Raw genomic sequence first — 23,127 nt, 5'->3', positions numbered from 1 at the left:
GCGGGCCTCATTGGTTCGTAGTCTGGCGCAGCAGCATGCTGCCGCCGCGCTGAGTAAATTCAAGTTTTTTCAAAGCGCTCATGCCCAGCAGAACCTGGTCGCCGTCGAGCCCCGGCGCCACCAGGGCGGCCACGTCCCGCAGCACGATATCCCCCAGCTGCAGGAGTTCGATACGGGTCCGATAACCTTCGCTGCGCCCATTGGCCGTGCTCAGGGTGACCGGCGCACCGCGCTCCAGGCCCAGACGTTCAGCGAGATCCGCAGGTACCGAGACATCGGTGGCCCCGGTGTCGAGCATGAATTGCACCAGCCGCCCGTTGATATGGCCGCTGGCGACGAAATGCCCCTGGCGATTGCCCGCCAGTTGCACTTCGATGTAACCCTCATGTTGTTGCGAACTGACGACAGTGTTGGGGTTCTCCTGGTGCGCTTCCCAGTCGGCAAAGAACCGCGTGGCCAGGAACAGCGCCGCCGCCCAGGCCATGATCAGCATCACCCGCCCGGCACTCTTGCCCGGTTGATGGCTCACGGCTTGGCACTCCAGCCGCCTTCGGGAGCTGCAAAACGCCAGACGATCGGTCGGGCCTCGCCGTCGGCGCGAGCACCGTTGTTGTTGTCCAGGCCAATCCAGGCGCCCTTGGCGTCCACCACCAGGGCTTCCGCCAACCCGTAGGGCTGTGGATAACGCCGATGCTCCACCAGTGCTTCGCCAGCATACGACCAGCACTGCTCGACCTTGGCGCTCAGCGCGTCCCGGCGACAGATCTGATAGGCGTTGCGCTCCAGGGTGAACAGCTTGCCGTCGAACAGCGACAGGTCGGCGAAGTCACGGGATACGGCCTTGGCGTTGGGCACCTGCTCAGGCTGCATTAGCGCCCCTGCTTCACTGAGCAGCACGCAACCGCCATCGCAGTCCCAGGTGGTCTGGCCACGCTTGATCAACAGCAGCCCGCGCCGCTCGCGTTCCGCCGCCAGCCAGATCCGATCCCCGGCAGGGTTGACCGCCAGCCCTTCGAACAGGGCATTGAAGTGCAGCAGCATGCCGCTGGCACGGGCTTCGCGCACCATGATCGGGGAAATCTTCAACCAGGCCGGCGCGCCTTGCGCCGGAACCTGCAGCACCGCGGCATGGGCTTCGCTGACCACATATTTGTTGCCGGCGGCATCACAGGTGATGCCCTCGAAGTCCAGGTCGCCGCCACGCACGAAGGACGCCGTCCAGGTCCGCACCTTCAAGCCCCAGGGCAAGCCGGAATCCGGCACCGCAGGCACCTCGATCCCGACGGTCTCGGCCTGCCAGACAGGGTTACGGGTATCGAGCCTGTAGATCTGCTCGTCGTCGCGATCGGAGACGGTCCAGAGCTCCTGACCACACAGCGCCAGCCCGGACAGATTGCCGCCGCGCATGCCTTCCACAGGATGCTCGGACAGCAGTTTCAGTTCGGGCGCCGGCGCGGCCACCACCGAGGTTGCCAATAGCGCCAGGGCCAGGGCAAAACCTCTGTGCATCAGGCCAGCACCTCGGCCAGGTTGCCCTTGGACTCCAGCCAGGACTTGCGATCACCGGCGCGCTTCTTGGCCAGCAGCATGTCCATGATTTCCGCGGTGGCCTCGACATCGTCCAGGGTCAACTGCACCAGACGCCGGGTGTTCGGGTCCATGGTGGTCTCGCGCAGTTGCGGCGGGTTCATTTCACCCAGCCCCTTGAATCGGGTGACCTGTGGCTTGCCGCGCTTCTTCTCGGCCACCAGGCGGTCGAGAATGCCGTCGCGCTCGGCTTCATCCAGGGCGTAGTAGATCTCCTTGCCCAGGTCGATGCGGTACAGCGGCGGCATGGCCACGTAGACGTGACCGGCATCCACCAGCGGACGGAAATGCTGGACGAACAAGGCACACAGCAAGGTAGCGATGTGCAAGCCGTCGGAGTCGGCGTCGGCGAGGATGCAGATCTTGCCGTAGCGCAGCTGGCTCATGTCCTCGGCGCCCGGATCGACCCCGATGGCCACGGCGATGTTGTGCACTTCCTGGCTGGCCAGGACTTCGCTGCCGTCCACTTCCCAGGTGTTGAGGATCTTGCCGCGCAGCGGCAGGATCGCCTGGAACTCCTTGTCCCGCGCCTGTTTGGCCGAACCACCGGCGGAGTCACCTTCCACCAGGAACAGTTCGGAACGCATCGGGTCCTGGCCGGCGCAGTCCGCCAGCTTGCCTGGCAGCGCCGGGCCCTGGGTAATGCGCTTGCGCTCGACCTTCTTGCTGGCCTTCAAGCGGCGCCCGGCGTTGCTGATGGCCAGCTCCGCCAGTTGCATGCCCAGCTCGGGATTGGCGTTGAGCCACAGGCTGAAGGCGTCCTTGACCACACCGGAAACGAACGCCGCCGCCTCGCGGGATGACAGGCGCTCCTTGGTCTGGCCGGAGAACTGCGCATCCTGCATTTTCATCGACAGGACAAAGGCAATGCGCTCCCAGACGTCTTCCGGGGCCAGCTTCAGGCCGCGGGGCAGCAGGTTGCGGAACTCGCAGAACTCGCGCATGGCATCCAGCAGGCCCTGGCGCAGGCCGTTGACATGGGTGCCGCCCTGGGCCGTGGGGATCAGGTTGACGTAGCTTTCCTGGACGCTGTCGCCGCCTTCGGGCAGCCACAACAGGGCCCAGTCCACCGCTTCCTTGTTCCCTGCCAGGCTGCCGCAGAACGGCTCGGCCGGCAGGCGTTCGAATTCACTGACCGCATCCACCAGGTAGGAGCGCAGGCCATCTTCGTAGTGCCACTCGACCTTCTCGCCGCTGGACTTGTCCTCGAAGCTCACCAGCAGCCCCGGGCAGAGTACGGCCTTGGCCTTGAGCACGTGCTTGAGACGGCTGACGGAGAATTTCGGCGAGTCGAAGTATTTTGGGTCCGGAGCGAAGTACACGCTGGTGCCGGTGTTGCGCTTGCCCACGGTGCCGACCACTTCCAGCTCGGTGGCCTTGTAGCCGTCGGCGAAAGTCATCTGGTATTCGTTGCCGTCGCGCTTGACCCGCACCCGCACCTGGTTCGACAAGGCGTTGACCACGGAGATGCCCACCCCGTGCAGACCGCCGGAGAACTGGTAGTTCTTGTTGGAGAACTTGCCGCCGGCGTGGAGCTTGGTGAGGATCAGCTCGATCCCGGACACGCCTTCTTCCGGGTGGATGTCCACGGGCATGCCGCGGCCGTCGTCGGACACTTCCAGGGAATGGTCGGCGTGCAGGATGACCTGTATCGACTTCGCATGGCCGGCCAGGGCTTCGTCGACGCTGTTGTCGATGACTTCCTGGGCCAAATGGTTGGGCCGCGTGGTGTCGGTGTACATGCCCGGGCGTTTGCGCACCGGGTCGAGTCCCGAGAGGACTTCGATGGCGTCTGCGTTATAAGAGCTAGCGCTGGGAGTGGCCATGGGTTCTCGTCGTTAGTCGTTCAATGAATATGGGGCGAAGGCTCACAGTGCAGTGAAGTCGATCGCCTGGTACTGATCGGCAGTGATGCCGGCAAAATTCAACATCGCCGGCAATTGTCCGGCAAAACCTTGGAAACTATGATCGCCGCCGGCCTGTATGCGCAAGGCACAGGCGCGGTAGTAGCGCTCGGCGCTGCGATAGTCCAGCGTCTCGTCCCCGGTCTGCAACCACACCTGATAACGCTCAGGGTCCTGGGGTGGCGCCACTTCCAGCGCTGCCAGGGCCGCGACATGGTCGTGGGTCAGCTCCCAGGTCTCGTCGGTGTACAGGTTCTTCTGCGTGCCCAGATAACCGTCGAACATCCGATGCGGGCTGACAGCAGGGTTGATCAGCAGGGCCTTCAGACCATAGCGCTCGGCAAGGTGAGTCGCATAGTAGCCGCCGAGCGAGCTGCCGACCAGCAATGGACGACCGAGTTCGGCAATCGCCTGTTCCAGCTGGCCAATGGCCTGGCGCGGATGGTGATGCAGGGCCGGCACCCGCAGTTGCCCGGCCAGGCCGAGCTGCTCCATGACCTGGCGCAACTGGGAGGCCTTGGTCGATGCCGGAGCACTGTTGAAGCCGTGGATATAGAGGATCGAACCGGACATGCGAGCTCCCTGTGCACCTGGGCAAAAGCCGCAGTTTACAGGGATGGGGCCAGGTTACGCAGCCGCTTCAGTAGCCTTCGCTACCGTAGTCGATGGTGAATTCATAGCCTTCGACCCGCTGCACGCCGGTTTCCAGCCGTCCATCGGGCAGCAGCCGCAACCAACGGTAGCCCGGCACCTGCTCCTCGACCTTGAAGTCGTCGCTCAAGGGCTCGAACTGGATGCAGGTGGAAGGTGAGGCCAATAGCCGCACGTCGCCCCGCAGGCGATCGATCTCCTGGTGAACATGCCCCCAGAGCACGGCGCGCACCTGGGGGAAAGCGTCGATCACGGCAAACAGCGCCTGGGCATTGCGCAGGCCGATGGGCTCCATCCAGGCGCAATCGATGGACACCGGATGGTGATGCAGGCAGACCAGGTGGTGCCGCTCTGGTGCTTCGCGCAGGGAGCGGGTCAGCAGTTGCAACTGCTCATCCTGCAGATAACCCGGTACCGAACCCGGCACCGCCGAGTCCAGCAGGGTGATGCGCCAGTTGCCGATGTCCACCACCGGGTCCAGCAAGTCACTGCCGCTGGCGGCCTGCTCCATGACCTGCGGTTCGTCGTGGTTGCCCGGCAGCCAGCGGCCTGGGGCGGCAATCTGTCGGGTCAGCTGACGAAAGCGCTGATAGGACTCCAGCGTGCCGTCCTGGGAGAGGTCGCCGGTGGCCAGCATCAGGTCGATCCTTGGCTGCTGCGCCAACACCAGGTCGATGACCCGTTGCAGGCTGTCGGCGGTGTTCATGCCCAAGAGCGTGCCGTCCGTCTCGGCAAACAGATGGCTATCGGACAGCTGCACCAGCAACACGGGGTCGGCGGCAGTCAGTGCGGATACGCTTGGCACGGCGTTCTCCCGGAGCAAGATCACAAAGCGTGAAGAAGGGGGCAATTATGCTGGGGGAAGTGAAAAAGAGGAAACATGGGAAGCGGACCCAGTTCACATCTAGCGCACGGCTTCGAACTCGTGGCCGCAGGCCAGGCAGTGGCTCAGCCACTCGCCGAGGAACACGTTCAGCTGGGCCTTTTCATCAGGCTGGTGCATGAAGGCATTGGGATAGGGATAGATGCTGCGAAAACGCCGGGCATGTTCGGCACTGATGACTTCCGCCATGCGCGCGTCGTGATAGACCTGCACTTCCAGCTGCGGCACAGGCAGCCAGGGCAGGCTGTGCTCCTGGCGCACCTGCAAGGTGGTGGTATACGGGCAGGCCAGTACCACCTCCAGGGCCAGTACGCCGAGCATCTGGTCGCCCTGGGTCACGGCGATGCGCCGGGCCACGGGCTGGTTGCGCATGTCGGGCAGCAGTCGCATCAGCCGGGCGTAGTTGGCCTCGCAGGAAGCTTGCAGCCCCGCGAGATCCACCCGATAGCGGTCGCGTACCTTGTTTACGACCATAACCCCCTCACTTCCGCGCGATTGAGCGCCAGCCACTGCAAGGCAATGATGCTGGCGGCATTGCAAATCCGCCCGTCGCGCATGGCCTGCAAGGCATCCTCATAGGCCATCACGCACACCCGAATGTCTTCCGCCTCTTCCTCCAGCCCATGCAGCCCACCGGCGGCGCTGCTGTCGCAACGCCCCAGGTACAGATGGACGAATTCGGTGCTGCCACCGGGCGACGGGAAGTACTGGGTCATCGGCCACAGCGCCGAGATGTCCAGGCCAGCTTCCTCCTGCGCCTCGCGGCGGGCAACCTGTTCCGGCTGCTCGTCCTTGTCGATCAGCCCGGCCACCAGTTCCACCAGCCAGGGCGAAGCCGTCTTGCCCATGGCACCGACGCGGAACTGTTCGATCAGCACCACCTCATCGCGCTGCGGGTCGTACGGCAGTACGCAGACCGCATCGTGACGGACAAAGACTTCACGATTGATTTCACGCCCCATGCCACCGGCGAACAGCTCATGACGCAGTTGCAGGCGATCGAGCCGGTAGAAACCCTGGAAACAGTTTTCGCGCCGGATAATCTCGACGGCACTCGGCGTGGAGTTGGCAAAGTCAGTCATAACAATCCTCGTGTACAGCGTGTTCAATCCGAGGATCCCCCTCGACTTCGCGCCATCCTAACGCGCTCGCAGCTGATCATGCAGCCCCTTTACCCTCAGCGGGATAGACGGCGAGGGGCTAAACCTACTCTAATTGCCTCTATTGAGCTTAGTGGCGAACCGACTGCCTCGCAGGCAGTCGAAGCCGGTAACTTTTGCCTCCCCCTGGTTTATGAAGGACGCCCATGTCGCTTGTCAAAATCGCCTCCGTGGCCTGTATCGCCCTGACCCTGGGTGCCTGCCAAAGCCTGTTTCAACCCAGCTACATGACCCCGCTGGAAACCACCCGGGACAAGTCCGAACAACTCAAGCCCGGCTGCAGCGGCGCCGACTGCCCGCTGGTCAACCTCGACACCGTGCACTTCCCCGCCGAACCGCAGCTGGATGCCATCATTGAAAAGCGCCTGCTGCAAATGACCCGCACCAGCCCCGATGCTGCGCTGCCGGCCAGCCTTGCGGCCTATCGCGAGCAGTTCCTGCGCAGCGCGCCGGACCGCCACGGCATGTACCTGCAATCCAAGCTACGCGAGCAGCATGACGGCCTGGTGATCATCGAACTGGCCAGTTACCTGGACACCGGCGCCGCCAACGGCACCCCGGGCCGTGGCTTCGTCAACTACTCACGCCAACAGCACAAGGCCCTGAACCTGGCGGACATGCTCCTGCCCGGCCAGGAAGAGATGTTCTGGAAGGCCGCGCGGGTCGCCCACAACAACTGGCTGATCAGCACTCACCTGGATCGCGAGGCCGAGTTCGTGAAGACCTGGCCCTTCCAGAAGACCCAGAACGTAGCGCTGACCCGCAACGCCGTGACCCTCAAGTACGACGTCACCACCATCGCGCCGCAGGTTTTGGGCCACATCGAACTGCAGATCCCCTACGACCGCCTCAAGGGCGTGCTCAAGCCCGAGCTGTTTCCTGGCGGTAACTGAAAGCCCGGCCCAACAGCCATTGCAGCAGCCCTGCCAGTACCAGTGACGGCAGGGTTGCGCCGATATCCGGGTACAGATTGGCCAACAGATGATAGGTGCTCACCCCACCCAGCCAGGCCAGGAGCGCCGGCCAGCGCAAGGCTGACGCCGGGTTCTGCCCCGAGCGCCGACGCAGGATGAAGTGATCCACCAGCACCACGCCAAACAGCGGCGCGAATACCGAACCGATCAGCAATAGGAAGTTCTGGTACTGGGCCAATGGCGCCAGGCAGGCGATCAGGGTGCAGAGCACGCCTATGGCCAGCGCCAGGTGCTCGACCTTGAGGCGCAGCAGGATGCCGCTGGAAACCGCCGCCGAATGGATATCGGCAAAGGCATTCTCCGATTCGTCCAGCAGAATCAGCAGCAACGGAATCCCCAGCCCGGCCCCGGCCAGCGCCAGCAACAAGGCATTCACTTCACCACTGGGAGCGAAGGCCAGGGTGTAGGCGACGCCCAGGCTCATCAACCAGAAATTGCCGATGAAAAAGCCCAGGGCCGTGCCGCCGAACACGCTCTTGGCGCGCTTGCCGAACCGCGAGTAGTCGGCGATCAGCGGCAACCAGGACAAGGGCATGGCGATGGCGATATCGAAACCCACGGCGAACGGCATCGAGCCGTCCCCGGCCTGGGCCCAGAGCGCCGCCAGGTCGGCTCGGGCGAAGAGGTTCCAGGTCAGCCACAGGCAGGCGGCCAACAACAACCAGATTCCCCATTTGCGCAGGATCTGCCGGACGAAGGTCAAGGGCCCGCTGACCGCCAGCAAGGTGGCCAGGGCACCGAAAAACAGGGTCCAGAGCAACGGGTTGGCCAGCAGGCTGCCTTCGCTGAAGGCCCGGCTGCCCAGGAGGCTCGCGGCATCGCGCATGACGATGATTTCAAACGAGCCCCAGCCCACCAGTTGTAAGAGGTTCAACAGTGCCGGCAGGCTGGCACCGCGCCGGCCCAGGCTGAGTTTGAGCGCAGCCATGGACGACAGGCCGGTGTCGCTGCCGATCACCCCCACCGCCGCCAGCAGCAGAACGCCGACCGCGGTGCCGAGCAGGATCGCCAGCAGCGAATGGGCCAGCCCCAGGCCTGGCGCCAGCAAGGCGCCGGTCTGCAGCACCATCAGGCCGATACCGAGGGAGAACCACAGGGAAAACAGATCGCGGGCGCCAAACACGCGCTTGTCGGCCGGTACCGCGAGATCGGGAGAGTAGGTACTGATTGGACTGCTCAAGGTTGATATCTCGAAGGAATAGGGTCTGCAGGAGCCGGATTGCCGGCGAAAGCGCCACCTTGTCGAGAGCGCGGCGCCCGGTTCGCGGGCAAGCCCGCTCCTACAGGAATGTTCACGGGGGCTATCTCGAACGCCCAGCCTCTGCAGGAGCCGGCTTGCCAGCGAAAGCGCCACCTTGACGAGAGCGCGGCGCCTGGTTCGCGGGCAAGCCCGCTCCTGCAGAGAGGGGTCAGACTTTCTTGTACAGCTGGCTGCCTTCCTGCTTGAAGCGCTCGGCCTGTTCCGCCAGGCCCTTGGCGACATCCACATCCACCGCTTCGATGCGCTGGTTGGCTGCGTACTCACGCACTTCCTGGGTGATCTTCATCGAGCAGAACTTCGGCCCGCACATGGAACAGAAATGCGCGACCTTGGCCGAATCCTTGGGCAGGGTCTCGTCGTGGTACGAGCGGGCGGTGTCCGGGTCCAGGCCGAGGTTGAACTGGTCTTCCCAGCGGAACTCGAAACGCGCCTTGGACAAGGCGTTGTCGCGGATCTGCGCGCCCGGATGACCTTTCGCCAGATCCGCAGCATGCGCGGCGATCTTGTAGGTGATGATCCCGGTCTTCACGTCATCCTTGTTCGGCAGGCCCAGGTGTTCCTTGGGCGTGACGTAGCAGAGCATGGCGCAGCCGAACCAGCCGATCATCGCCGCACCGATACCGGAGGTGATGTGGTCGTAGCCGGGGGCAATGTCGGTAGTCAGCGGGCCGAGGGTGTAGAACGGCGCCTCGTCGCAGCACTCCAGCTGTTTGTCCATGTTCTCCTTGATCAACTGCATCGGCACGTGGCCCGGGCCTTCGATCATGCACTGCACGTCATGCTTCCAGGCGATCTTGGTCAGCTCGCCGAGGGTTTCCAGTTCGCCGAACTGGGCTTCGTCGTTGGCGTCGGCAATCGACCCCGGGCGCAGGCCATCTCCCAGGGAGAAGCTGACGTCGTAGGCCTTCATGATTTCGCAGATTTCGTCGAAGTGGGTGTAGAGGAAGTTCTCCTTGTGGTGCGCCAGGCACCACTTGGCCATGATCGAGCCACCCCGGGACACGATGCCGGTGACCCGCTTGGCGGTCAGCGGCACGTAACGCAGCAAGACGCCTGCGTGGATGGTGAAGTAGTCCACGCCCTGCTCGGCCTGCTCGATCAGGGTGTCGCGGAACAGCTCCCAGGTCAGGTCCTCGGCCACGCCGTTGACCTTTTCCAGGGCCTGGTAGATCGGTACGGTACCGATCGGCACCGGCGAGTTGCGGATGATCCACTCGCGGGTTTCATGGATGTGCTTGCCGGTGGACAGGTCCATCACCGTGTCCGAACCCCAGCGGATGCCCCAGGTCAGTTTCGCCACTTCTTCCTCGATGGAGGAACCCAGGGCACTGTTGCCGATGTTGCCGTTGATCTTCACCAGGAAGTTGCGGCCGATGATCATCGGTTCCAGTTCGACGTGGTTGATGTTGGCCGGGATGATGGCGCGGCCACGGGCGATTTCCTCACGCACGAACTCGGCGGTGATTTCCTTGGGGATGCTGGCGCCGAAGCTGTGGCCGGCGTGTTGCTGCTTCAGCAGGCCGGCGGCACGGGCCTCTTGCAGCTTCATGTTTTCGCGGATGGCGACGTATTCCATCTCGGCGGTGATGATGCCTTTGCGCGCGTAGTGCATCTGGCTGACGTTGGCCCCGGCCTTGGCCCGGCGCGGGTTGTTGACGTGGGCGAAGCGCAGCTTGGTCAGCTCCGGGTCGGCCAGGCGCTGCTGGCCGAAGTTGGAGCTCAGGCCGGCCAGGCGCTCGGTGTCGCCACGGTCTTCGATCCAGGCCGAACGCACATCGCCCAGGCCCTTGCGCACATCGATCACCACGTTCGGATCGGTGTAGGGGCCGGAGGTGTCGTACACGGTCACCGGGGCGTTGATCTCGCCGCCGAAGTCGGTGGGGGTCACGTCCAGGGTGATTTCGCGCATGGGCACGCGGATGTCCGGGCGCGAACCCTGGACATAGACTTTTTGCGAGCGGGTAAAGGGCTGAACCGATTGTTGGTCGACTTGGGCCGACTCACTGAGGTTGCTAGCGTTTTTTAATTTTGTAGTCATCACGGGCTCTCCAGACAGCATCCAGGCAGTGGATTTTTGTCGGAGCGAACCTGTAACGGACGGACGCACCCTGGCTAGGCAACTAGTTGAGTGCAGTGCTTGGTACTCGAGGGGTGTTCGATTGTCGAACAACATCCCGGACGAAGCACAAGAGGACTCGCCGGGTGACGAGAAATCTTGTTCCCTACGCAGGCGCTAACCTGATCAGGTTCAACGGGATCCGGATTATCCGATCTCAGCCTCATAGCAAGGCACCCCGACAAGAACCGGGCCAGTCTAGACAAAGCCACAGCAGAACGCCAACCCCCGTACGATCAGCATGATGAATGGCGTAATTGCAGGATTGTTGCCACCCCCCAGCGCATCTACACTCGTTGCCCTGTGTCGAACCTTGACGCTCCGTGGGTCGCGCCTTAGCCTTGGCGCCTGAATTATTGCCGTAATATCAACTCTAGGGATCGCCGAATGCTGCGCAAACTCTCACTGGCTGTTGCCGTGTCTTGTGCGTCCAATGGAATGGCCTGGGCAGCAGAAGCGCCTTTGACCACCAAGACCGATCTGGTCAGCGTCTACCAGGAAGCGGTGGACAACAACGCCGATCTGGCCGCTGCGCGCGCCCAGTACGGTGCCCAGAAGGAAGTGGTGCCCCAGGCTCGTGCCGGGTTGCTGCCTAACCTTTCGGCCGGCGCGGACATGAACAACACCCGCACCAAGTTCGACGAACCGTCGATGACCTCTACCCGCAGCGGCAACGTCTACCAGGCGACCCTGGCCCAGCCACTGTTCCGGGCCGACCGCTGGTTCCAGCTGCAGGCGGCCAAGGACATCAACGAACAGGCTTCCCTGCAACTCTCGGCCACCGAGCAGAACCTGATCCTGCAGAGCGCAGAGAACTACTTCGCGGTGTTGCGCGCCCAGGACAACCTGGCCTCGACCAAGGCCGAGGAAGCGGCCTTCAAGCGTCAGCTGGACCAATCCAACGAACGCTTCGACGTGGGCCTGTCGGACAAGACCGACGTCCTGCAATCCCAGGCCAGCTACGATACCGCCCGGGCCAACCGGATCCTTGCCCAGCGCCAGGTGGATGATGCCTTCGAGGCCCTGATCACCCTGACCAACCGCGAGTACAACTCGATCCAGGGCATCGTCCATACCCTGCCAGTGCTGGCGCCGACCCCCAACGACGCCAAGGCCTGGGTGGACACCGCCGCCAAGCAGAACCTCAACCTGCTGGCCAGCAACTACGCAGTCAGCGCCGCCGAGGAAACCCTCAAGCAGCGCAAGGCCGGGCATGCGCCGACCCTGGACGCAGTGGCGCAGTACAAGAAAGGCGACAACGATGCTTTGGGCTTCAGCAACCCCAACCCGCTGACGCGCTATGGAAGCGACGTCGAACAGCGCTCCATCGGCCTGCAACTGAACATTCCGATCTACAGCGGCGGCCTGACCAGTTCCCAGGTGCGTGAATCCTACTCGCGCCTGAGCCAGACCGAGCAACAGCGTGAATCCCTGCGCCGCCAGGTGGTGGAAAACACCCGCAACCTGCACCGCGCGGTGAACACCGATGTCGAGCAGGTCCAGGCCCGGCGCCAGTCGATCATTTCCAACCAGAGCGCAGTGGAGGCCACGGAGATCGGCTACCAGGTGGGCACGCGCAATATCGTCGATGTGCTCGACGCCCAGCGCCAGCTGTACACCTCGGTGCGCAACTACAACAACAGCCGCTACGACTACATCCTCGACAACCTGCGCCTGAAACAGGCTGCCGGCACCCTCAACCCGGGGGACCTGCAGGACCTGTCGCGCTATCTCAAGGCCGACTACAACCCGGATCGCGACTTCCTGCCGCCAGACCTGGCCAAGGCCGCCCAGGAGCAGCTCAGGGCCCGCCCCTGAAGGTCGCAAGCATGAAAAAGGCCACCTTTGCGGGTGGCCTTTTTCATGGCGGTGTAACGGCCTTTTATGGCCACTGCGCAGCCTGCGGCAGCGGCTACAGAAGGCGACGATCAGTGCCTGCCCAGGAGGCGGCCAAGGCCATCGAGCAGCCGTTGCAAGGCGCCCTGGTTGGCCTTGAGCACCTTGAGCCCGGCATCGGCCATCTTGCGCGCATCCTGGGGTAGCTCGAACAGACGCTGCACCGCCACCGCGAGCCCCTCGGCATCGTCCACTTCCTGCAAGGCTCCGGCCTCACGCAGCATCGCGGCGATTTCCAGGAAATTGAACAGATGCGGCCCGCTGATCACCGGCTTGGCCAGGGCCGCCGGCTCCAGCAGGTTGTGCCCACCGTTGGGCACCAGGCTGCCGCCGACAAAGGCGCTGTCGGCCAGGGCATAGAGGAACAGCAATTCGCCCATGGTGTCCCCCAGCAGTACCGAGGTGGTGGCAAGCACCGGCTCGGCTGCAGAACGGCGTACCGTGGCAAAACCCTGCTGCCGGCACAGCTCATGCACCGAGTCGAAGCGCTCCGGGTGCCGCGGCACCAGGATCAGCAAGGCATTGGGGTAATTGCCCAGCAGTTGCCGGTGGGCATCGAGCACCACCGCGTCTTCGCCCTCGTGGGTACTCGCGGCGATCCACACCGGGCGCTCCATGGCCTGCCATTGCTGGCGCAGCTCAGTGGCCCGCTGCAGCAACTGCGGGTCGATGCTCAGGTCGAACTTGATCGATCCGGTCACTTGCACAGTCTCTGGCCGGGCCCCAAGCCGGAGGAAACGCTGGGCCTCGGCTTCGGTCTGCACCGCGAACAGGCTCATCTGCGCCAGCATCGGTGCGGTCAGCCGAGCAAAACGCCCATAGCCCTTGGCCGAACGCTCGGACAACCGGGCATTGGCCAGGGCTACCGGAATCCCGCGCCGGGCACACTGGTCGATATGGTTGGGCCACAGTTCGGTTTCCATGATCACCGCCAGCTTGGGCTGCACCCGATCGAGAAACCGCGCCGCGGCGCAAGGCAAGTCGTAGGGCAGGTAGCAGTGCTGGATCCGCGGCTCGTTGGCAAACAGCGCGTGGATGCGCTCGGAGCCGGTGGGAGTCATGCAGGTCACGGTAATCGGCAGCTGTGGATAACGCGCCAGCAGCGCCCGGATCATCGGCGCGGCAGCGATGCTCTCGCCCACCGACACCGCATGCACCCAGATGCCACCGGGTTGCATGCTCGGCAAGCCGAGAGAGAAACGCTCGCCAATGCGTTTGGCATAAGCCGGCGCCTTGCGCGAGCGCAGCCACAGGCGGATCGCTACCAATGGCAGCCCCAGGTAAAACAATGCGGTATAGAGAGTTCTATTCATGGCGGCGGAGTTTATCGGTTTTTTAGCCGATCGCCTTCAGGTGCACGGCAAAACGTTCTGCCAGCCAGTGCGCCGCGGGGCCCAGAGGTTCGTCACGGCGCCAGGCCAGTTCCACCACCAGTGCCGGGGGCGTCCATTGGCTGGCCAGCTCCACCATCTGGTTCTGATAGGCCGGGTACTGCACCACATGCCGTGGCAGCCAGGCCCAGCCCAGCCCGCGCATCAGCCATTCGGCCAGGACGTAGAAGCTGTCAGCCCGCCAGACCTGGGGGCTGACCTGCTCACCACCGGGGTAGCCACTGGCTTGCGGAGCGATGAGCAACTGCCGGTGTAGCGCCAGCAACTGGCGGTTGACCCTTTTTTCATGGGCCAGCGGATGCCCCACGGCGCAGACAGTGACCATCTCCACACTGCCCAGGGCCCGGCGCTCCAAAGTTTCCGGCATCTGCTCATGATGAAACAGCAACCCCAGGTCGGCCCGGCGCTCCACCAGTTTGCGCGCTACGTCGCCCTGGGCCCCGCTGGCCAGTTGCACCTCCAGGCTGGGAAAGTGTTCCGCCAAAGCCTCTAGGCTGTCGAGCACCGGCTGATAGGGCATCGCTTCGTCCTGGGCCAGGCGCAACCGCGCTTCCTGGCCGCGCATCAAGGCCAGCGCCCGGCCATTGAGGCGGTCGCACTGGCGCAGGATCTCCCGCGCTTCCTGCAACAGTGCGCTGCCCGCCTCCGTCAGCCTTGGCTGGCGGCCACTGCTGCGTTCGAACAGGCTGACTCCCAGGTCATCCTCCAGCTGGGCGATGGCACTGCTGATGGCCGATTGCGCCTTGCGCTGCTGGCGGGCCACGGCAGAAAACGAACGCAGTTCGGCGACCCCGACAAACAGGCGCAACTGCTCCAGGTTCCATTGCATGTTCATGGCACAACCTATCTATCATCCAGATAGGTAATGACTTTACCCCATCTGAACTTTCTCTAGAATGCCGACCTCACAAAGCAGTCCCAGCCCCGAGGAACCCTCCCATGAACGCTTACTACTACCTGGCTATCGCCATCTGCGCGGAAGTGATCGCCACTGTTTCAATGAAAGCGGTCAAGGGCCTGAGCACTCCGCTGCCCCTGGCATTGATCATCGTCGGCTACGGCGTGGCCTTCTGGATGCTGACCCTGGTGGTGCGTACGGTGCCGGTGGGCGTGGCCTACGCGGTATGGGCCGGCATGGGCATCGTCATGGTGAGCATCGCCGCGCTGTTTCTGTACGGCCAGAAGCTGGATATCCCGGCGATGCTGGGCATGGCGCTGATCGTCCTCGGCGTGGTGGTGATCCAGTTGTTCTCGAAAACCGCCGGGCACTAGAAAGCAGCCTCACGCCACACGCCTCAAACGGCCAGAGTGAGCGCCAAGCTTGCAGCTTGAGGCCTGAGGCTTGAAACTTGCGGCTTCGTTTTACTTACCGAGGTCGCTGCATGCCATCCGCTATTTCCACCGATGTGCTGATTGTCGGCGCAGGCGTCGCCGGTCTCTGGCTCAACGCTCGCCTGCAACGCCTGGGTTTTTCCACCGTGCTGGTGGAAAGCGCCAGCCTCGGCGGCGGACAGAGCGTGAAATCCCAGGGGATCATCCACGGCGGCGCCAAATACGCCCTGCACGGCGCCCTCACTGGCGCCTCCGAGGCCATTGCCGACATGCCACGGCGCTGGCGCGAAGCCCTGGCGGGCAATGGCGAGCTGGACCTGTCCGGCGTGCGCCTACTGTCCGAGGCCCACTACCTCTGGTCCCCCGGCACCCTGGCCGGCAACCTCACCAGCTTCTTCGCCAGCAAGGCGGTACGCGGGCGGGTCGATCAGGTCAAGGGCGAGCAACTGCCCCCGGCCCTGCAGGACAAGCGTTTCAAGGGCAAGGTTTACCGCCTCGCCGAACTGGTAGTGGATGTGCCGAGCCTGATCGAGCGCCTCGCGCACCTGGCGGGAGACAGCCTGCTGGCCGGGCAGAAGATCGAGCCCCTGCTGGAGAACGGCCAACTGCTGGGCCTGCGGGTCGACGGCCGGGAAATCCGCGCGCAACGCATTATTCTCAGCGCCGGAGCCGGCAACGCCGAGCTGCTGCAAGCGGCCGGCCTGAGCCAGCCCGCCATGCAAAGGCGACCATTGCACATGGTGCTGGTCAAGGGCCCGAGCCTGAAACCGCTGTACGCCCACTGCCTGGGCGGCGGGCCAAAACCACGGATCACCGTCACCACTCACCCGGCCGCCGACGGCCAGTGGGTCTGGTACCTGGGGGGCGATATCGCCGAAGCCGAGGGCGTGGCCCGGGAACCGGCAGCGCAGATTGCCGCAGCCCAGAAGGAACTGGGGCAACTGCTGCCCTGGATCGACCTGAGCCAGGCGCAATGGGCCACCCTGCGGGTCGACCGCGCCGAACCGGCACAGTCGGGCCTGGCCCGCCCGGACAACGCCTTCCTCGCCGAGCAGGATCGCCTGCTGGTGGGCTGGCCGACCAAGCTGGCCCTGGCACCGGACTTCGCCGACCGGGTCCTGGCTGCCCTGGAGCGCGACGGCATTCGCCCCGCCGCCGCCCAGGCCCTGCCCGAACTGCCCAAGCCGCCCCTGGCGCAACCAGCCTGGGAGCAACTGCTGCCATGAGCCAGCCAACCCTGCACGATCTGCATCGCCCCTTGGGCAGCACCGGCCTGCTGGTGTCGCCCCTGGGTCTGGGCACGGTGAAACTGGGCCGCGACCAGGGCGTGAAATACCCCAACGGCTTCCAGATCCCCGACGACCAGGAGGCCCGCATGCTGCTCAAGCTGACCCGCGACCTGGGCATCAACCTGATCGACACCGCTCCGGCCTACGGCCGCAGCGAAGAGCGCCTGGGCCCGCTACTGCGCGGCCAGCGCCAGGAATGGGTGATTGTCAGCAAGGTCGGCGAAGAGTTCGCCGATGGCCTGTCGCGGCACGATTTCAGCGCGGCCCATACCCGGATGTCCGTGGAGCGCAGCCTGCAACGCCTGGAAACCGACTTCATCGACCTGGTGCTGGTGCATTCCGACGGCAACGACCTGGCGATCCTCGAGCAGTGCGAGGTCTACCAGGCCCTGGCGCAGCTCAAGCAGGAGGGCAAGATCCGTGGCTTCGGCTTCTCCGGCAAGACCGTAGACGGCGGCCTGAAGGCCCTGGAGCAAGGCGATTGCGCCATGGTTACCTACAATCTGAACGAACAGGCCGAGCGGGCAGTCATTGACTACGCTACCGCTCACCACAAGGGCATCCTGGTGAAAAAGGCGCTTGCCAGCGGCCACGTCTGCCTGAGCCCGGGCATCGATCCCGTGCGGGCCAGCTTCGAGCTGCTGTTTGACCGGCCCGGTGTCGCCAGTGCTATTGTCGGGACCATCAATCCCTTGCACCTGGCCCATAACGTGTCGACTGTGGCGCAGGTCCTTGGCAAGAACTGATGCCGCCGACGCGGCCGACCCCGACGCAAGAAGGAGCCGAGATGTCGCGACCGCTCATTAGAAAGAACCCCAGCAACTTCAAGACCCTGCCCCTGTTCGTCGAAGCGACTCCCGAAGGCTTGAGCTACCAGAGCGTCGGAATGCCGCTGAACTTCGCCCAGACCCTGCAGCGCCGGCGCGCGGTGACGGTGGCCGACAATCAGCGCTTCGCCCTGGAGCTGGCCAACCTCGGGGTCTCGGTGCGCCTGACCCTGCACTGGCAGAACCGCGACTACTGGGTGCTGGTGCGCCAGCGCCGCCAGGATCGCGGCGATGTGGTGCTCAAGCTGATTTCCGGCTATGTCCCGGCTCACGAGCTCAACCTGCCACTGCATACCGCGATCCAGGAAATTGCCGAGGAATGCCTGCTGGAAACCCCCGAAGGCTGGCTCGGTGGGCGCTTCAACGACACCTGGCTGCCCGCGCCCTACGCCGGCGCCCTGCACTATCGCGAGGCCCTGCCCTTTCGCCTGACCCCGCTGTCCGGGGCGGCGCTGCCGGTGCGCTGTGGCAACCTGCAGTTGCTGGAGCGTCCCCGGGCCTATGTGCACCTGCCCACCGCCTCACTGCAGTTGATCTACGACCTGCGCCTGGACGTGCCGAGGGAAGCCAAGTCCCTGAGCCTGTTCCACGTCGACGAGCGCCTGGAGGGCGACCAACTGGTGGCACGGCTGGACCGCAAGCGCCCGGACCTGTACCTGATGCCCCTGGACAACGGCGAGCCCTGCGCCGAGCTCTACACCCTGAAGAAAGACCAGTTGCATCCGGCCAGCACCCGCGGCCTGTACCTGGCGGAAAGCTTCGCCCAGCAGGAAGGCTGGGTGGTGAGTGACGAGCGGATTCGCTGGAAGGACTGGCTCAGGCAGCGGGGCCTGGAGCCACCGCAAAAGGCGTCGAAGCTATCGCGGCTAACCGGCCGGGCCCGGCAGATCCTGCGCAAGATCGTCCCCGGCAAGGCCCGGCGCCAGGGCTGAGGCAAAAAAAAGGCGCCTGCAACAGGCGCCTTTTTTGCGGACCGCAAGGCCGTTACTCGGCCTTGTCGGTCTTGCGGATCTTCTCGACGATAGCCGTGGTCGAGCTGTTTTCCACCAGCCCCAGCACCTTAACGGTGCCGCCATAGGCACCGACTATATCGGCACCTACAACCTGGTCGATGGAATAGTCACCGCCCTTCACCAGCACGTCCGGCCGAACCTGGGACAGGAGGTTTTCCGGGGTGCCTTCGGGGAAACTGATCACCCAGTCCACCGCCCCCAGCCCCGCCAGCACCGCCATGCGCCGGTCGACGCTGTTGATCGGACGGCCTGGGCCCTTGAGGCGACTGACCGAAGCGTCATCGTTGATCGCCACGATCAACCGGTCGCCCTGGGCTCGCGCCTGTTCCAGGTAGGTCACGTGCCCGGCGTGCAGGATGTCAAAGCAGCCGTTGGTGAAGACGATCTTCTCGTTGTGGGCTCGGGCATCATCGATGGCCAGCAGCAACTGGTCGAGGCTCAGCACCCCGCGCTCGGAGCCTTCCTCGCGCTGGATCGCCCGGCGCAGTTCGGGAGCACTGATGGCGGCGGTACCCAGCTTGCCAACCACGATGCCGGCCGCCAGATTGGCCAGGCCCACTGCGTGGGGCAGCTCTTCGCCGGCGGCAATGGCGGCCGCCAGGGTGGAGATCACCGTATCCCCGGCACCGGTAACGTCGAACACTTCCCGGGCCCGGGCTGGCAAGTGCATGGCTGGGTGATCGGGGCGCAACAGGGTCATGCCATGTTCGCCACGGGTCACCAGCAACGCCCCCAGCTCCAGGTCATGCATCAACTGCGCGCCCTTGCTCACCAGTTCGTGCTCGTCGGCGCAGCCGCCGACGATGGTCTCGAACTCGCTGAGGTTCGGCGTGATCAGGCTGGCGCCGCGGTAGATGGAGAAATCCTTGCCCTTGGGGTCCGCCAGCACCGGAATGCCCCGGGCCCGCGCAGCGGCGATCAGCACTTGGTGATTGCGCAGTGCGCCCTTGCCGTAGTCGGACAACACCAGCACCTTGATCCCGTCGAGCAGGGCATCGACCTCGGCCGCCAGGGCCAGGGCGTCGGTGGCGAAGGGTTCTTCGAAATCGATACGCAACAACTGCTGGTGACGGCTCATGACCCGCAGCTTGACGATGGTCGGCTGGTGCTTGATGCGCTGGAACAGCGCACGCACGCCCGCGCCTTGCAGGCTGTTGGCCAGGCTGTCGGCGGCTTCATCGTCGCCGGTCACGCCCACCAGGGAGGCCGGCGCGCCGAGGGCAGCGATGTTCAGGGCAACGTTGGCGGCACCGCCGGGGCGATCCTCGATTTGCTCGACCTTGACCACCGGCACTGGCGCCTCAGGGGAAATCCGTGAGGTACCACCATGCCAGTAACGGTCGAGCATGACATCGCCGACCACCAAGACGGGGGCTTGATCGAATCGCGGCATGGACAACTTCATGGAGCATCCCACATACAAAATGAACAGGGGCGCGATATTAACACAGGGTTGGCGCCGCCTAGTTCTATGCCTTGAATGGGGCCGACGAAGAATTCTTGCCGCTTATTTACGGGGCAGGAGTTGCAGCAGGCGGCGGATCGCCTCCGGCAGTGCCACGGTCGCCGTGTCGATCTCGCAATCGGCCTGCAACGGCGCTTCATAGGGGCTGTCGAGCCCGGTGAAGTCCTTGATCCGCCCCTCCAGCGCAGCCTGGTACAACCCTTTGGGGTCACGCCGGGCACAGGTGTCAAAAGGTGTACTGACGTACACCTCGATGAATTCCCCCGGGCCGAACAGCGCGCGGGCGGCATCGCGCTCGGCGCGAAACGGCGAGATCGCCGACACTATGACCAGCAGGCCGGCGTCCACCATCAACCGCGCCACCTCGGCCATGCGGCGGATATTCTCCTTGCGCGCCTCGGCCCCCATTCCCAGGTCACTGCACAGGCCACTGCGAACGTTGTCGCCGTCGAGGACGAAGGTGTGCATACCCAACTCGTTGAGCCGCAACTCCAACAGATTGGCCAGGGTCGACTTGCCGGCCCCCGACAATCCGGTCAGCCAAAGACAGCAGGGTTGCTGCTGCTTGAGGGCGGCCCGGGCCTCGGTGGACAACGACAGGCTGTAGGGACGGATTTGCGGGCGCTCCAGCGGTACAAAGGCAAGCTTATTCATAACCGAGCATCTCGTAGTCGCGTTGATAGACCCGGCGCACCAGGCGCCGGGTGCGTACCGAACAGATATCCCTGACGGGGGTGCCATGGCGCTGCTGGGTGCTGTTGACATGGGGCAATCGGGTCTGGACCTGCAACTGCTCGCACAGCAGTTGGAAATCTCGCTGCAGGTGCTCCTGATAGCCGACGAAATCCAGGGCCAGGCGGCCCAGGGAGTCGGTGAGAAAATCGCTCTGGGCAGCAAAGTGCATCTGCTTGTGGATGGTTTCCGGGTGCAGCCAGCGGCCGATAAAGTCATCGAAGTCGCGGTAATGCCCTACCAGCGCCTGGGCTGCCTGGTCCCGTCGGCCGAGGCGATTGCCCCGCAGGAAAGCGTAGGCCGAGTAGGCGCGCTCCAGGGGGTCGCGCACGAAGGCAAACTTGAAGCTGCTGGAAAAGGCCTGGGGAAACTGCTGCTCGTACCAGTACAACGGCAGGTGCCCGGGCATCCAACCGTCGAACAATGCCGAACAGATGCTGCTGCCCGCGCACTTGGGGACATGAATGAACAGGCAGGAGTGCCGGGAGAAGGCATCAGGAAAGCGCACATTGGCCGACATGGACTTGTTCACCACTTGGCGATCCACCACCGACAGGCGCCCAAGCAGGAAATTGCGCTGGGTCTTGGGTAATAACTTCCACACAAAGCGTTGCAACATTCTGCTACCCACGCGAGAGGGATGGCCCCCTCGATCTGTTCAAAGATTCAGGCGGGAACCATAACAAGCGGGAAACGCAGAATTATTTAGGCTTGGTCAAGACTGTAAGGAAGCGGCTACAAATGATGCCGAGGTGCCTTGCACACCAAGGCCCCGAGGAGCGAGCCAGCTCGCTCCCCGGAACAGGTCAGGCGATTCCGCTGGGCGCGGGCTCTTCCAGGCCCATGGCATGCAGCCGCGAGTAGTAGCCGTTCTGTGCCAGCAGCTGGGTATGGCTGCCGCGCTCGACAATCCGCCCCTGGTCCATGACCAGGATCAGGTCGGCTTTCTCGATGGTCGACAGGCGGTGGGCAATCACCAGGGTGGTGCGGCCCTTCATGACCTTGTCCAGGGCGGCCTGGATGTGCCGCTCGGATTCGGTGTCCAGGGCCGAAGTGGCCTCGTCTAGAATCAGCAGCGGGGCGTTCTTCAGCAAGGCCCGGGCAATCGCCAGGCGCTGGCGCTGGCCACCTGAAAGCAGTACGCCGTTCTCCCCTACCTGGGTATCCAGGCCTTCGGGCAACTGGGCAATGAAGTCCATGGCATAGGCATCGGCGGCGGCCTTCTCGATGTCCTCACGCGGCGCACCGGCCAGGTCACCGTAGGCAATGTTGTTGGCCACGGTGTCACTGAACAGCGTGACGTGCTGGGTAACCTGAGCAATATGCCGACGCAGGTTCAGCAGGCGGAAGTCTTCGACCTCGGTGCCATCCAGAAGAATCTGGCCCTTGTCGTGGTGGTAGAACCGCGGAATCAGGTTGGCCAGGGTCGACTTGCCACTGCCGGAACGCCCCACCAGCGCCACCATTTTCCCGGGCTCGATACTGAAGCTGATGTCATCGAGCACCTGCCGTTCGGTTCCCGGGTAGGTGAAACTCAGGTTGCGCACCTCCAGGTGCCCATTGATGCTGGCGCGCTCGACGGTGCCGCGATCGACCTCGGGCTCGACGTCCAACTGCTCGAAGATGCTCTCCGCACCCGCCACGCCTTTCTGGATCGTTGAGCTGACTTCGGACAGTTGGCGGATCGGCTTGGGCAGCAGACCGGCCATGGTGATATAGGCCACCATTTCACCGGCAGAAGCATCACCGCGCAGATACAGCACCAGGAACATCAGCACCGCCATGGCGCTGTAGATCACCAGTTGCAACAGTGGGGTGTAGATGGCGCCGGTACGGGTCATGCGCAGTTGCTTGTCGGTGTTGCCCTGGCTGGCAGCAAGAAAACGCTGCTGCTCATAGGTCTCGCCGCCAAAGCTGCGAACCACGCGATAGCCCTGGATGGTTTCCGAGGCAACATGGGTCACATCACCCATGGCCACCTGGATCTTCTTGCTCTGCTTGCGGAATTTCTTGCTGGCGGTGCGGACCATGACCGCGATCAGCGGCAGGATGGCGATCATCACCAGGGTCAGGCGCCAGTTCATCCACAACAGCGAGGCGAACAGGAAGATCACGGTCATGCCTTCGCGGATCACCACCTTGATCGCGTCCGTCGCCGCCCCCGTGACCATGGTCACGTTGAAGGTGATACGCGAGATCAGGTGCCCGGAGTTGTGCTTGTCGAAGTAACGGTTGGGCAGGGTCAACAGGTTGTTGAACAGTTGCACCCGCAAATCGTGCACCAGCCCCAGGGATACCTTGGCCAGGAAGTAGTTGCCCAGGTAGGAGCCCAGGCCTTGCCAGGCAGCGATCAGCACGATCAGCAGCGGCACCGCTTGGAGCAACTGCATGTCGCGCAGATAAGGCACACCGGGAAACAGCACCGCCTGAGGGTTGGACAGGCCGTCGACGAAATACTTGAGGATGTAGCCGAGCATGGGCTGAGTCGAAGCGAAGATCAGGAACCCGACGATGCTGATGAGAAACAGACCAATATAGGGCCGCACATAGCCGAGCAGACGGAAGTAGATTTTCAAGCTCGAGGGGCTTGCGTCAGGACTGGAGTCGGTCATATCACGCGAATGTCGTCAAAAAGGAGGCTGACTT

The 23,127-nt window shown here is 63.9% G+C and carries 21 protein-coding genes and 1 riboswitch; of the genes, 6 read left to right on the top strand and 15 right to left on the bottom strand.

Annotated features, from left to right (window positions below; genetic code table 11):
* Window positions 1-7: 7 nt before the first annotated feature.
* The 7 genes from A9971_RS13275 to A9971_RS13245 form a co-directional block, all read right to left on the bottom strand.
* Window positions 8-529 carry a TIGR02281 family clan AA aspartic protease gene (locus A9971_RS13275; protein ID WP_183000696.1) on the bottom strand — a complete coding sequence of 174 codons (522 nt, stop codon included), beginning with the start codon at window positions 527-529 and terminating at the stop codon, window positions 8-10.
* Window positions 526-1,509 (bottom strand): esterase-like activity of phytase family protein, encoded by a 984-nt coding sequence (locus A9971_RS13270; RefSeq protein ID WP_183000695.1) that lies wholly within the window; start codon window positions 1,507-1,509, stop codon window positions 526-528. The genes A9971_RS13275 and A9971_RS13270 overlap by 4 nt, the downstream gene beginning before the upstream one ends.
* Window positions 1,509-3,413, bottom strand: coding sequence for a DNA topoisomerase IV subunit B (gene parE, locus A9971_RS13265; RefSeq protein WP_011058918.1), 1,905 nt, complete (start codon window positions 3,411-3,413; stop codon window positions 1,509-1,511). The genes A9971_RS13270 and parE overlap by 1 nt, the downstream gene beginning before the upstream one ends.
* Before the next feature lie 42 nt (window positions 3,414-3,455).
* Entirely contained in the window at window positions 3,456-4,064 is a 609-nt protein-coding gene (locus A9971_RS13260; RefSeq protein WP_015633927.1) for a YqiA/YcfP family alpha/beta fold hydrolase, read from the bottom strand.
* 67 nt (window positions 4,065-4,131) lie between these two features.
* Window positions 4,132-4,947 (bottom strand): 3',5'-cyclic-AMP phosphodiesterase, encoded by an 816-nt coding sequence (gene cpdA / locus A9971_RS13255; RefSeq protein ID WP_041115433.1) that lies wholly within the window; start codon window positions 4,945-4,947, stop codon window positions 4,132-4,134.
* A 99-nt stretch (window positions 4,948-5,046) separates the two neighbouring features.
* A complete protein-coding gene (locus tag A9971_RS13250) occupies window positions 5,047-5,499 on the bottom strand; it encodes a DUF1249 domain-containing protein (protein ID WP_011058915.1) in 453 nt (150 codons plus the stop codon).
* Window positions 5,490-6,107 carry an NUDIX domain-containing protein gene (locus A9971_RS13245; RefSeq protein ID WP_011058914.1) on the bottom strand — a complete coding sequence of 206 codons (618 nt, stop codon included), beginning with the start codon at window positions 6,105-6,107 and terminating at the stop codon, window positions 5,490-5,492. The genes A9971_RS13250 and A9971_RS13245 overlap by 10 nt, the downstream gene beginning before the upstream one ends.
* Before the next feature lie 224 nt (window positions 6,108-6,331).
* Here A9971_RS13245 and A9971_RS13240 point away from each other — a divergent pair, with 224 nt between their 5' ends.
* Window positions 6,332-7,078: an RsiV family protein gene (locus tag A9971_RS13240; RefSeq protein ID WP_053148755.1), complete on the top strand. Its 747-nt coding sequence runs from the start codon at window positions 6,332-6,334 to the stop codon at window positions 7,076-7,078.
* On the opposite strand, the gene cytX is transcribed toward A9971_RS13240, so the two are convergent.
* Entirely contained in the window at window positions 7,047-8,339 is a 1,293-nt protein-coding gene (gene cytX / locus A9971_RS13235; RefSeq protein ID WP_019093041.1) for a putative hydroxymethylpyrimidine transporter CytX, read from the bottom strand. The genes A9971_RS13240 and cytX overlap by 32 nt on opposite strands.
* A gap of 229 nt (window positions 8,340-8,568) precedes the next feature.
* Entirely contained in the window at window positions 8,569-10,458 is a 1,890-nt protein-coding gene (gene thiC / locus A9971_RS13230) for a phosphomethylpyrimidine synthase ThiC (RefSeq protein WP_015633923.1), read from the bottom strand.
* A gap of 164 nt (window positions 10,459-10,622) precedes the next feature.
* Window positions 10,623-10,727: riboswitch (TPP riboswitch) on the bottom strand.
* A gap of 196 nt (window positions 10,728-10,923) precedes the next feature.
* Between thiC and A9971_RS13225 the strand changes: the two genes are divergently transcribed.
* Window positions 10,924-12,354 carry a TolC family outer membrane protein gene (locus tag A9971_RS13225; protein WP_011058910.1) on the top strand — a complete coding sequence of 477 codons (1,431 nt, stop codon included), beginning with the start codon at window positions 10,924-10,926 and terminating at the stop codon, window positions 12,352-12,354.
* A 110-nt stretch (window positions 12,355-12,464) separates the two neighbouring features.
* Here the strand turns inward: A9971_RS13225 and waaA are convergent, their stop codons facing one another.
* On the bottom strand, window positions 12,465-13,745 hold the full coding sequence (waaA, locus tag A9971_RS13220; RefSeq protein ID WP_011058909.1) for a lipid IV(A) 3-deoxy-D-manno-octulosonic acid transferase: 1,281 nt from the start codon (window positions 13,743-13,745) through the stop codon (window positions 12,465-12,467).
* A 22-nt stretch (window positions 13,746-13,767) separates the two neighbouring features.
* The gene (locus A9971_RS13215) at window positions 13,768-14,652 is read right to left on the bottom strand and encodes a LysR family transcriptional regulator (RefSeq protein WP_015633922.1); all 885 of its coding nucleotides are present in this window, start codon (window positions 14,650-14,652) and stop codon (window positions 13,768-13,770) included.
* A gap of 110 nt (window positions 14,653-14,762) precedes the next feature.
* Between A9971_RS13215 and A9971_RS13210 the strand changes: the two genes are divergently transcribed.
* The 4 genes from A9971_RS13210 to A9971_RS13195 all read left to right on the top strand — a co-directional run bounded on the left by A9971_RS13210 (window position 14,763) and on the right by A9971_RS13195 (window position 18,203).
* Window positions 14,763-15,095, top strand: coding sequence for a multidrug efflux SMR transporter (locus tag A9971_RS13210; protein WP_011058907.1), 333 nt, complete (start codon window positions 14,763-14,765; stop codon window positions 15,093-15,095).
* Between the two features lie 110 nt (window positions 15,096-15,205).
* Window positions 15,206-16,381, top strand: a complete 1,176-nt coding sequence (locus A9971_RS13205) for an FAD-binding oxidoreductase (RefSeq protein WP_183000694.1) — start codon at window positions 15,206-15,208, stop codon at window positions 16,379-16,381.
* The gene (locus tag A9971_RS13200) at window positions 16,378-17,190 is read left to right on the top strand and encodes an aldo/keto reductase (RefSeq protein ID WP_015633920.1); all 813 of its coding nucleotides are present in this window, start codon (window positions 16,378-16,380) and stop codon (window positions 17,188-17,190) included. The genes A9971_RS13205 and A9971_RS13200 overlap by 4 nt, the downstream gene beginning before the upstream one ends.
* A gap of 41 nt (window positions 17,191-17,231) precedes the next feature.
* Window positions 17,232-18,203, top strand: a complete 972-nt coding sequence (locus A9971_RS13195; RefSeq protein WP_019093038.1) for a hypothetical protein — start codon at window positions 17,232-17,234, stop codon at window positions 18,201-18,203.
* 52 nt (window positions 18,204-18,255) lie between these two features.
* On the opposite strand, the gene hldE is transcribed toward A9971_RS13195, so the two are convergent.
* The 4 genes from hldE to msbA all read right to left on the bottom strand — a co-directional run bounded on the left by hldE (window position 18,256) and on the right by msbA (window position 23,093).
* Window positions 18,256-19,689, bottom strand: coding sequence for a bifunctional D-glycero-beta-D-manno-heptose-7-phosphate kinase/D-glycero-beta-D-manno-heptose 1-phosphate adenylyltransferase HldE (hldE, locus tag A9971_RS13190; protein ID WP_011058903.1), 1,434 nt, complete (start codon window positions 19,687-19,689; stop codon window positions 18,256-18,258).
* A gap of 102 nt (window positions 19,690-19,791) precedes the next feature.
* A complete protein-coding gene (gene cysC / locus A9971_RS13185; RefSeq protein ID WP_183000693.1) occupies window positions 19,792-20,403 on the bottom strand; it encodes an adenylyl-sulfate kinase in 612 nt (203 codons plus the stop codon).
* Window positions 20,396-21,100: a sulfotransferase family 2 domain-containing protein gene (locus tag A9971_RS13180; protein WP_053156063.1), complete on the bottom strand. Its 705-nt coding sequence runs from the start codon at window positions 21,098-21,100 to the stop codon at window positions 20,396-20,398. The genes cysC and A9971_RS13180 overlap by 8 nt, the downstream gene beginning before the upstream one ends.
* 187 nt (window positions 21,101-21,287) lie before the next feature.
* Window positions 21,288-23,093, bottom strand: coding sequence for a lipid A export permease/ATP-binding protein MsbA (gene msbA, locus A9971_RS13175; protein WP_183000692.1), 1,806 nt, complete (start codon window positions 23,091-23,093; stop codon window positions 21,288-21,290).
* Between the last annotated feature and the right edge of the window lie 34 nt (window positions 23,094-23,127).

This window comes from Pseudomonas sp. UME65 (assembly GCF_014170225.1).
In the GTDB taxonomy this organism is placed as follows: domain Bacteria; phylum Pseudomonadota; class Gammaproteobacteria; order Pseudomonadales; family Pseudomonadaceae; genus Aquipseudomonas; species Aquipseudomonas protegens.
The sequence above is the reverse complement of the archived record's forward strand: the minus strand, read 5'-3'. Positions and strand labels throughout refer to the sequence as shown.

Coding starts and splice junctions, on each gene's coding strand:
- A9971_RS13225 (WP_011058910.1), top strand. CDS start 10,924: ATGCTGCGCAAACTCTCACTGGCTGTTGCCGTGTCTTGTGCGTCCAAT.
- A9971_RS13215 (WP_015633922.1), bottom strand. CDS start 14,652: ATGCAATGGAACCTGGAGCAGTTGCGCCTGTTTGTCGGGGTCGCCGAA.
- A9971_RS13180 (WP_053156063.1), bottom strand. CDS start 21,100: ATGTTGCAACGCTTTGTGTGGAAGTTATTACCCAAGACCCAGCGCAAT.
- msbA (WP_183000692.1), bottom strand. CDS start 23,093: ATGACCGACTCCAGTCCTGACGCAAGCCCCTCGAGCTTGAAAATCTAC.
- A9971_RS13205 (WP_183000694.1), top strand. CDS start 15,206: ATGCCATCCGCTATTTCCACCGATGTGCTGATTGTCGGCGCAGGCGTC.
- parE (WP_011058918.1), bottom strand. CDS start 3,413: ATGGCCACTCCCAGCGCTAGCTCTTATAACGCAGACGCCATCGAAGTC.
- A9971_RS13250 (WP_011058915.1), bottom strand. CDS start 5,499: ATGGTCGTAAACAAGGTACGCGACCGCTATCGGGTGGATCTCGCGGGG.
- A9971_RS13245 (WP_011058914.1), bottom strand. CDS start 6,107: ATGACTGACTTTGCCAACTCCACGCCGAGTGCCGTCGAGATTATCCGG.
- thiC (WP_015633923.1), bottom strand. CDS start 10,458: ATGACTACAAAATTAAAAAACGCTAGCAACCTCAGTGAGTCGGCCCAA.
- A9971_RS13240 (WP_053148755.1), top strand. CDS start 6,332: ATGTCGCTTGTCAAAATCGCCTCCGTGGCCTGTATCGCCCTGACCCTG.
- A9971_RS13270 (WP_183000695.1), bottom strand. CDS start 1,509: ATGCACAGAGGTTTTGCCCTGGCCCTGGCGCTATTGGCAACCTCGGTG.
- cysC (WP_183000693.1), bottom strand. CDS start 20,403: ATGAATAAGCTTGCCTTTGTACCGCTGGAGCGCCCGCAAATCCGTCCC.
- A9971_RS13260 (WP_015633927.1), bottom strand. CDS start 4,064: ATGTCCGGTTCGATCCTCTATATCCACGGCTTCAACAGTGCTCCGGCA.
- A9971_RS13195 (WP_019093038.1), top strand. CDS start 17,232: ATGTCGCGACCGCTCATTAGAAAGAACCCCAGCAACTTCAAGACCCTG.
- A9971_RS13200 (WP_015633920.1), top strand. CDS start 16,378: ATGAGCCAGCCAACCCTGCACGATCTGCATCGCCCCTTGGGCAGCACC.
- A9971_RS13210 (WP_011058907.1), top strand. CDS start 14,763: ATGAACGCTTACTACTACCTGGCTATCGCCATCTGCGCGGAAGTGATC.
- hldE (WP_011058903.1), bottom strand. CDS start 19,689: ATGAAGTTGTCCATGCCGCGATTCGATCAAGCCCCCGTCTTGGTGGTC.
- waaA (WP_011058909.1), bottom strand. CDS start 13,745: ATGAATAGAACTCTCTATACCGCATTGTTTTACCTGGGGCTGCCATTG.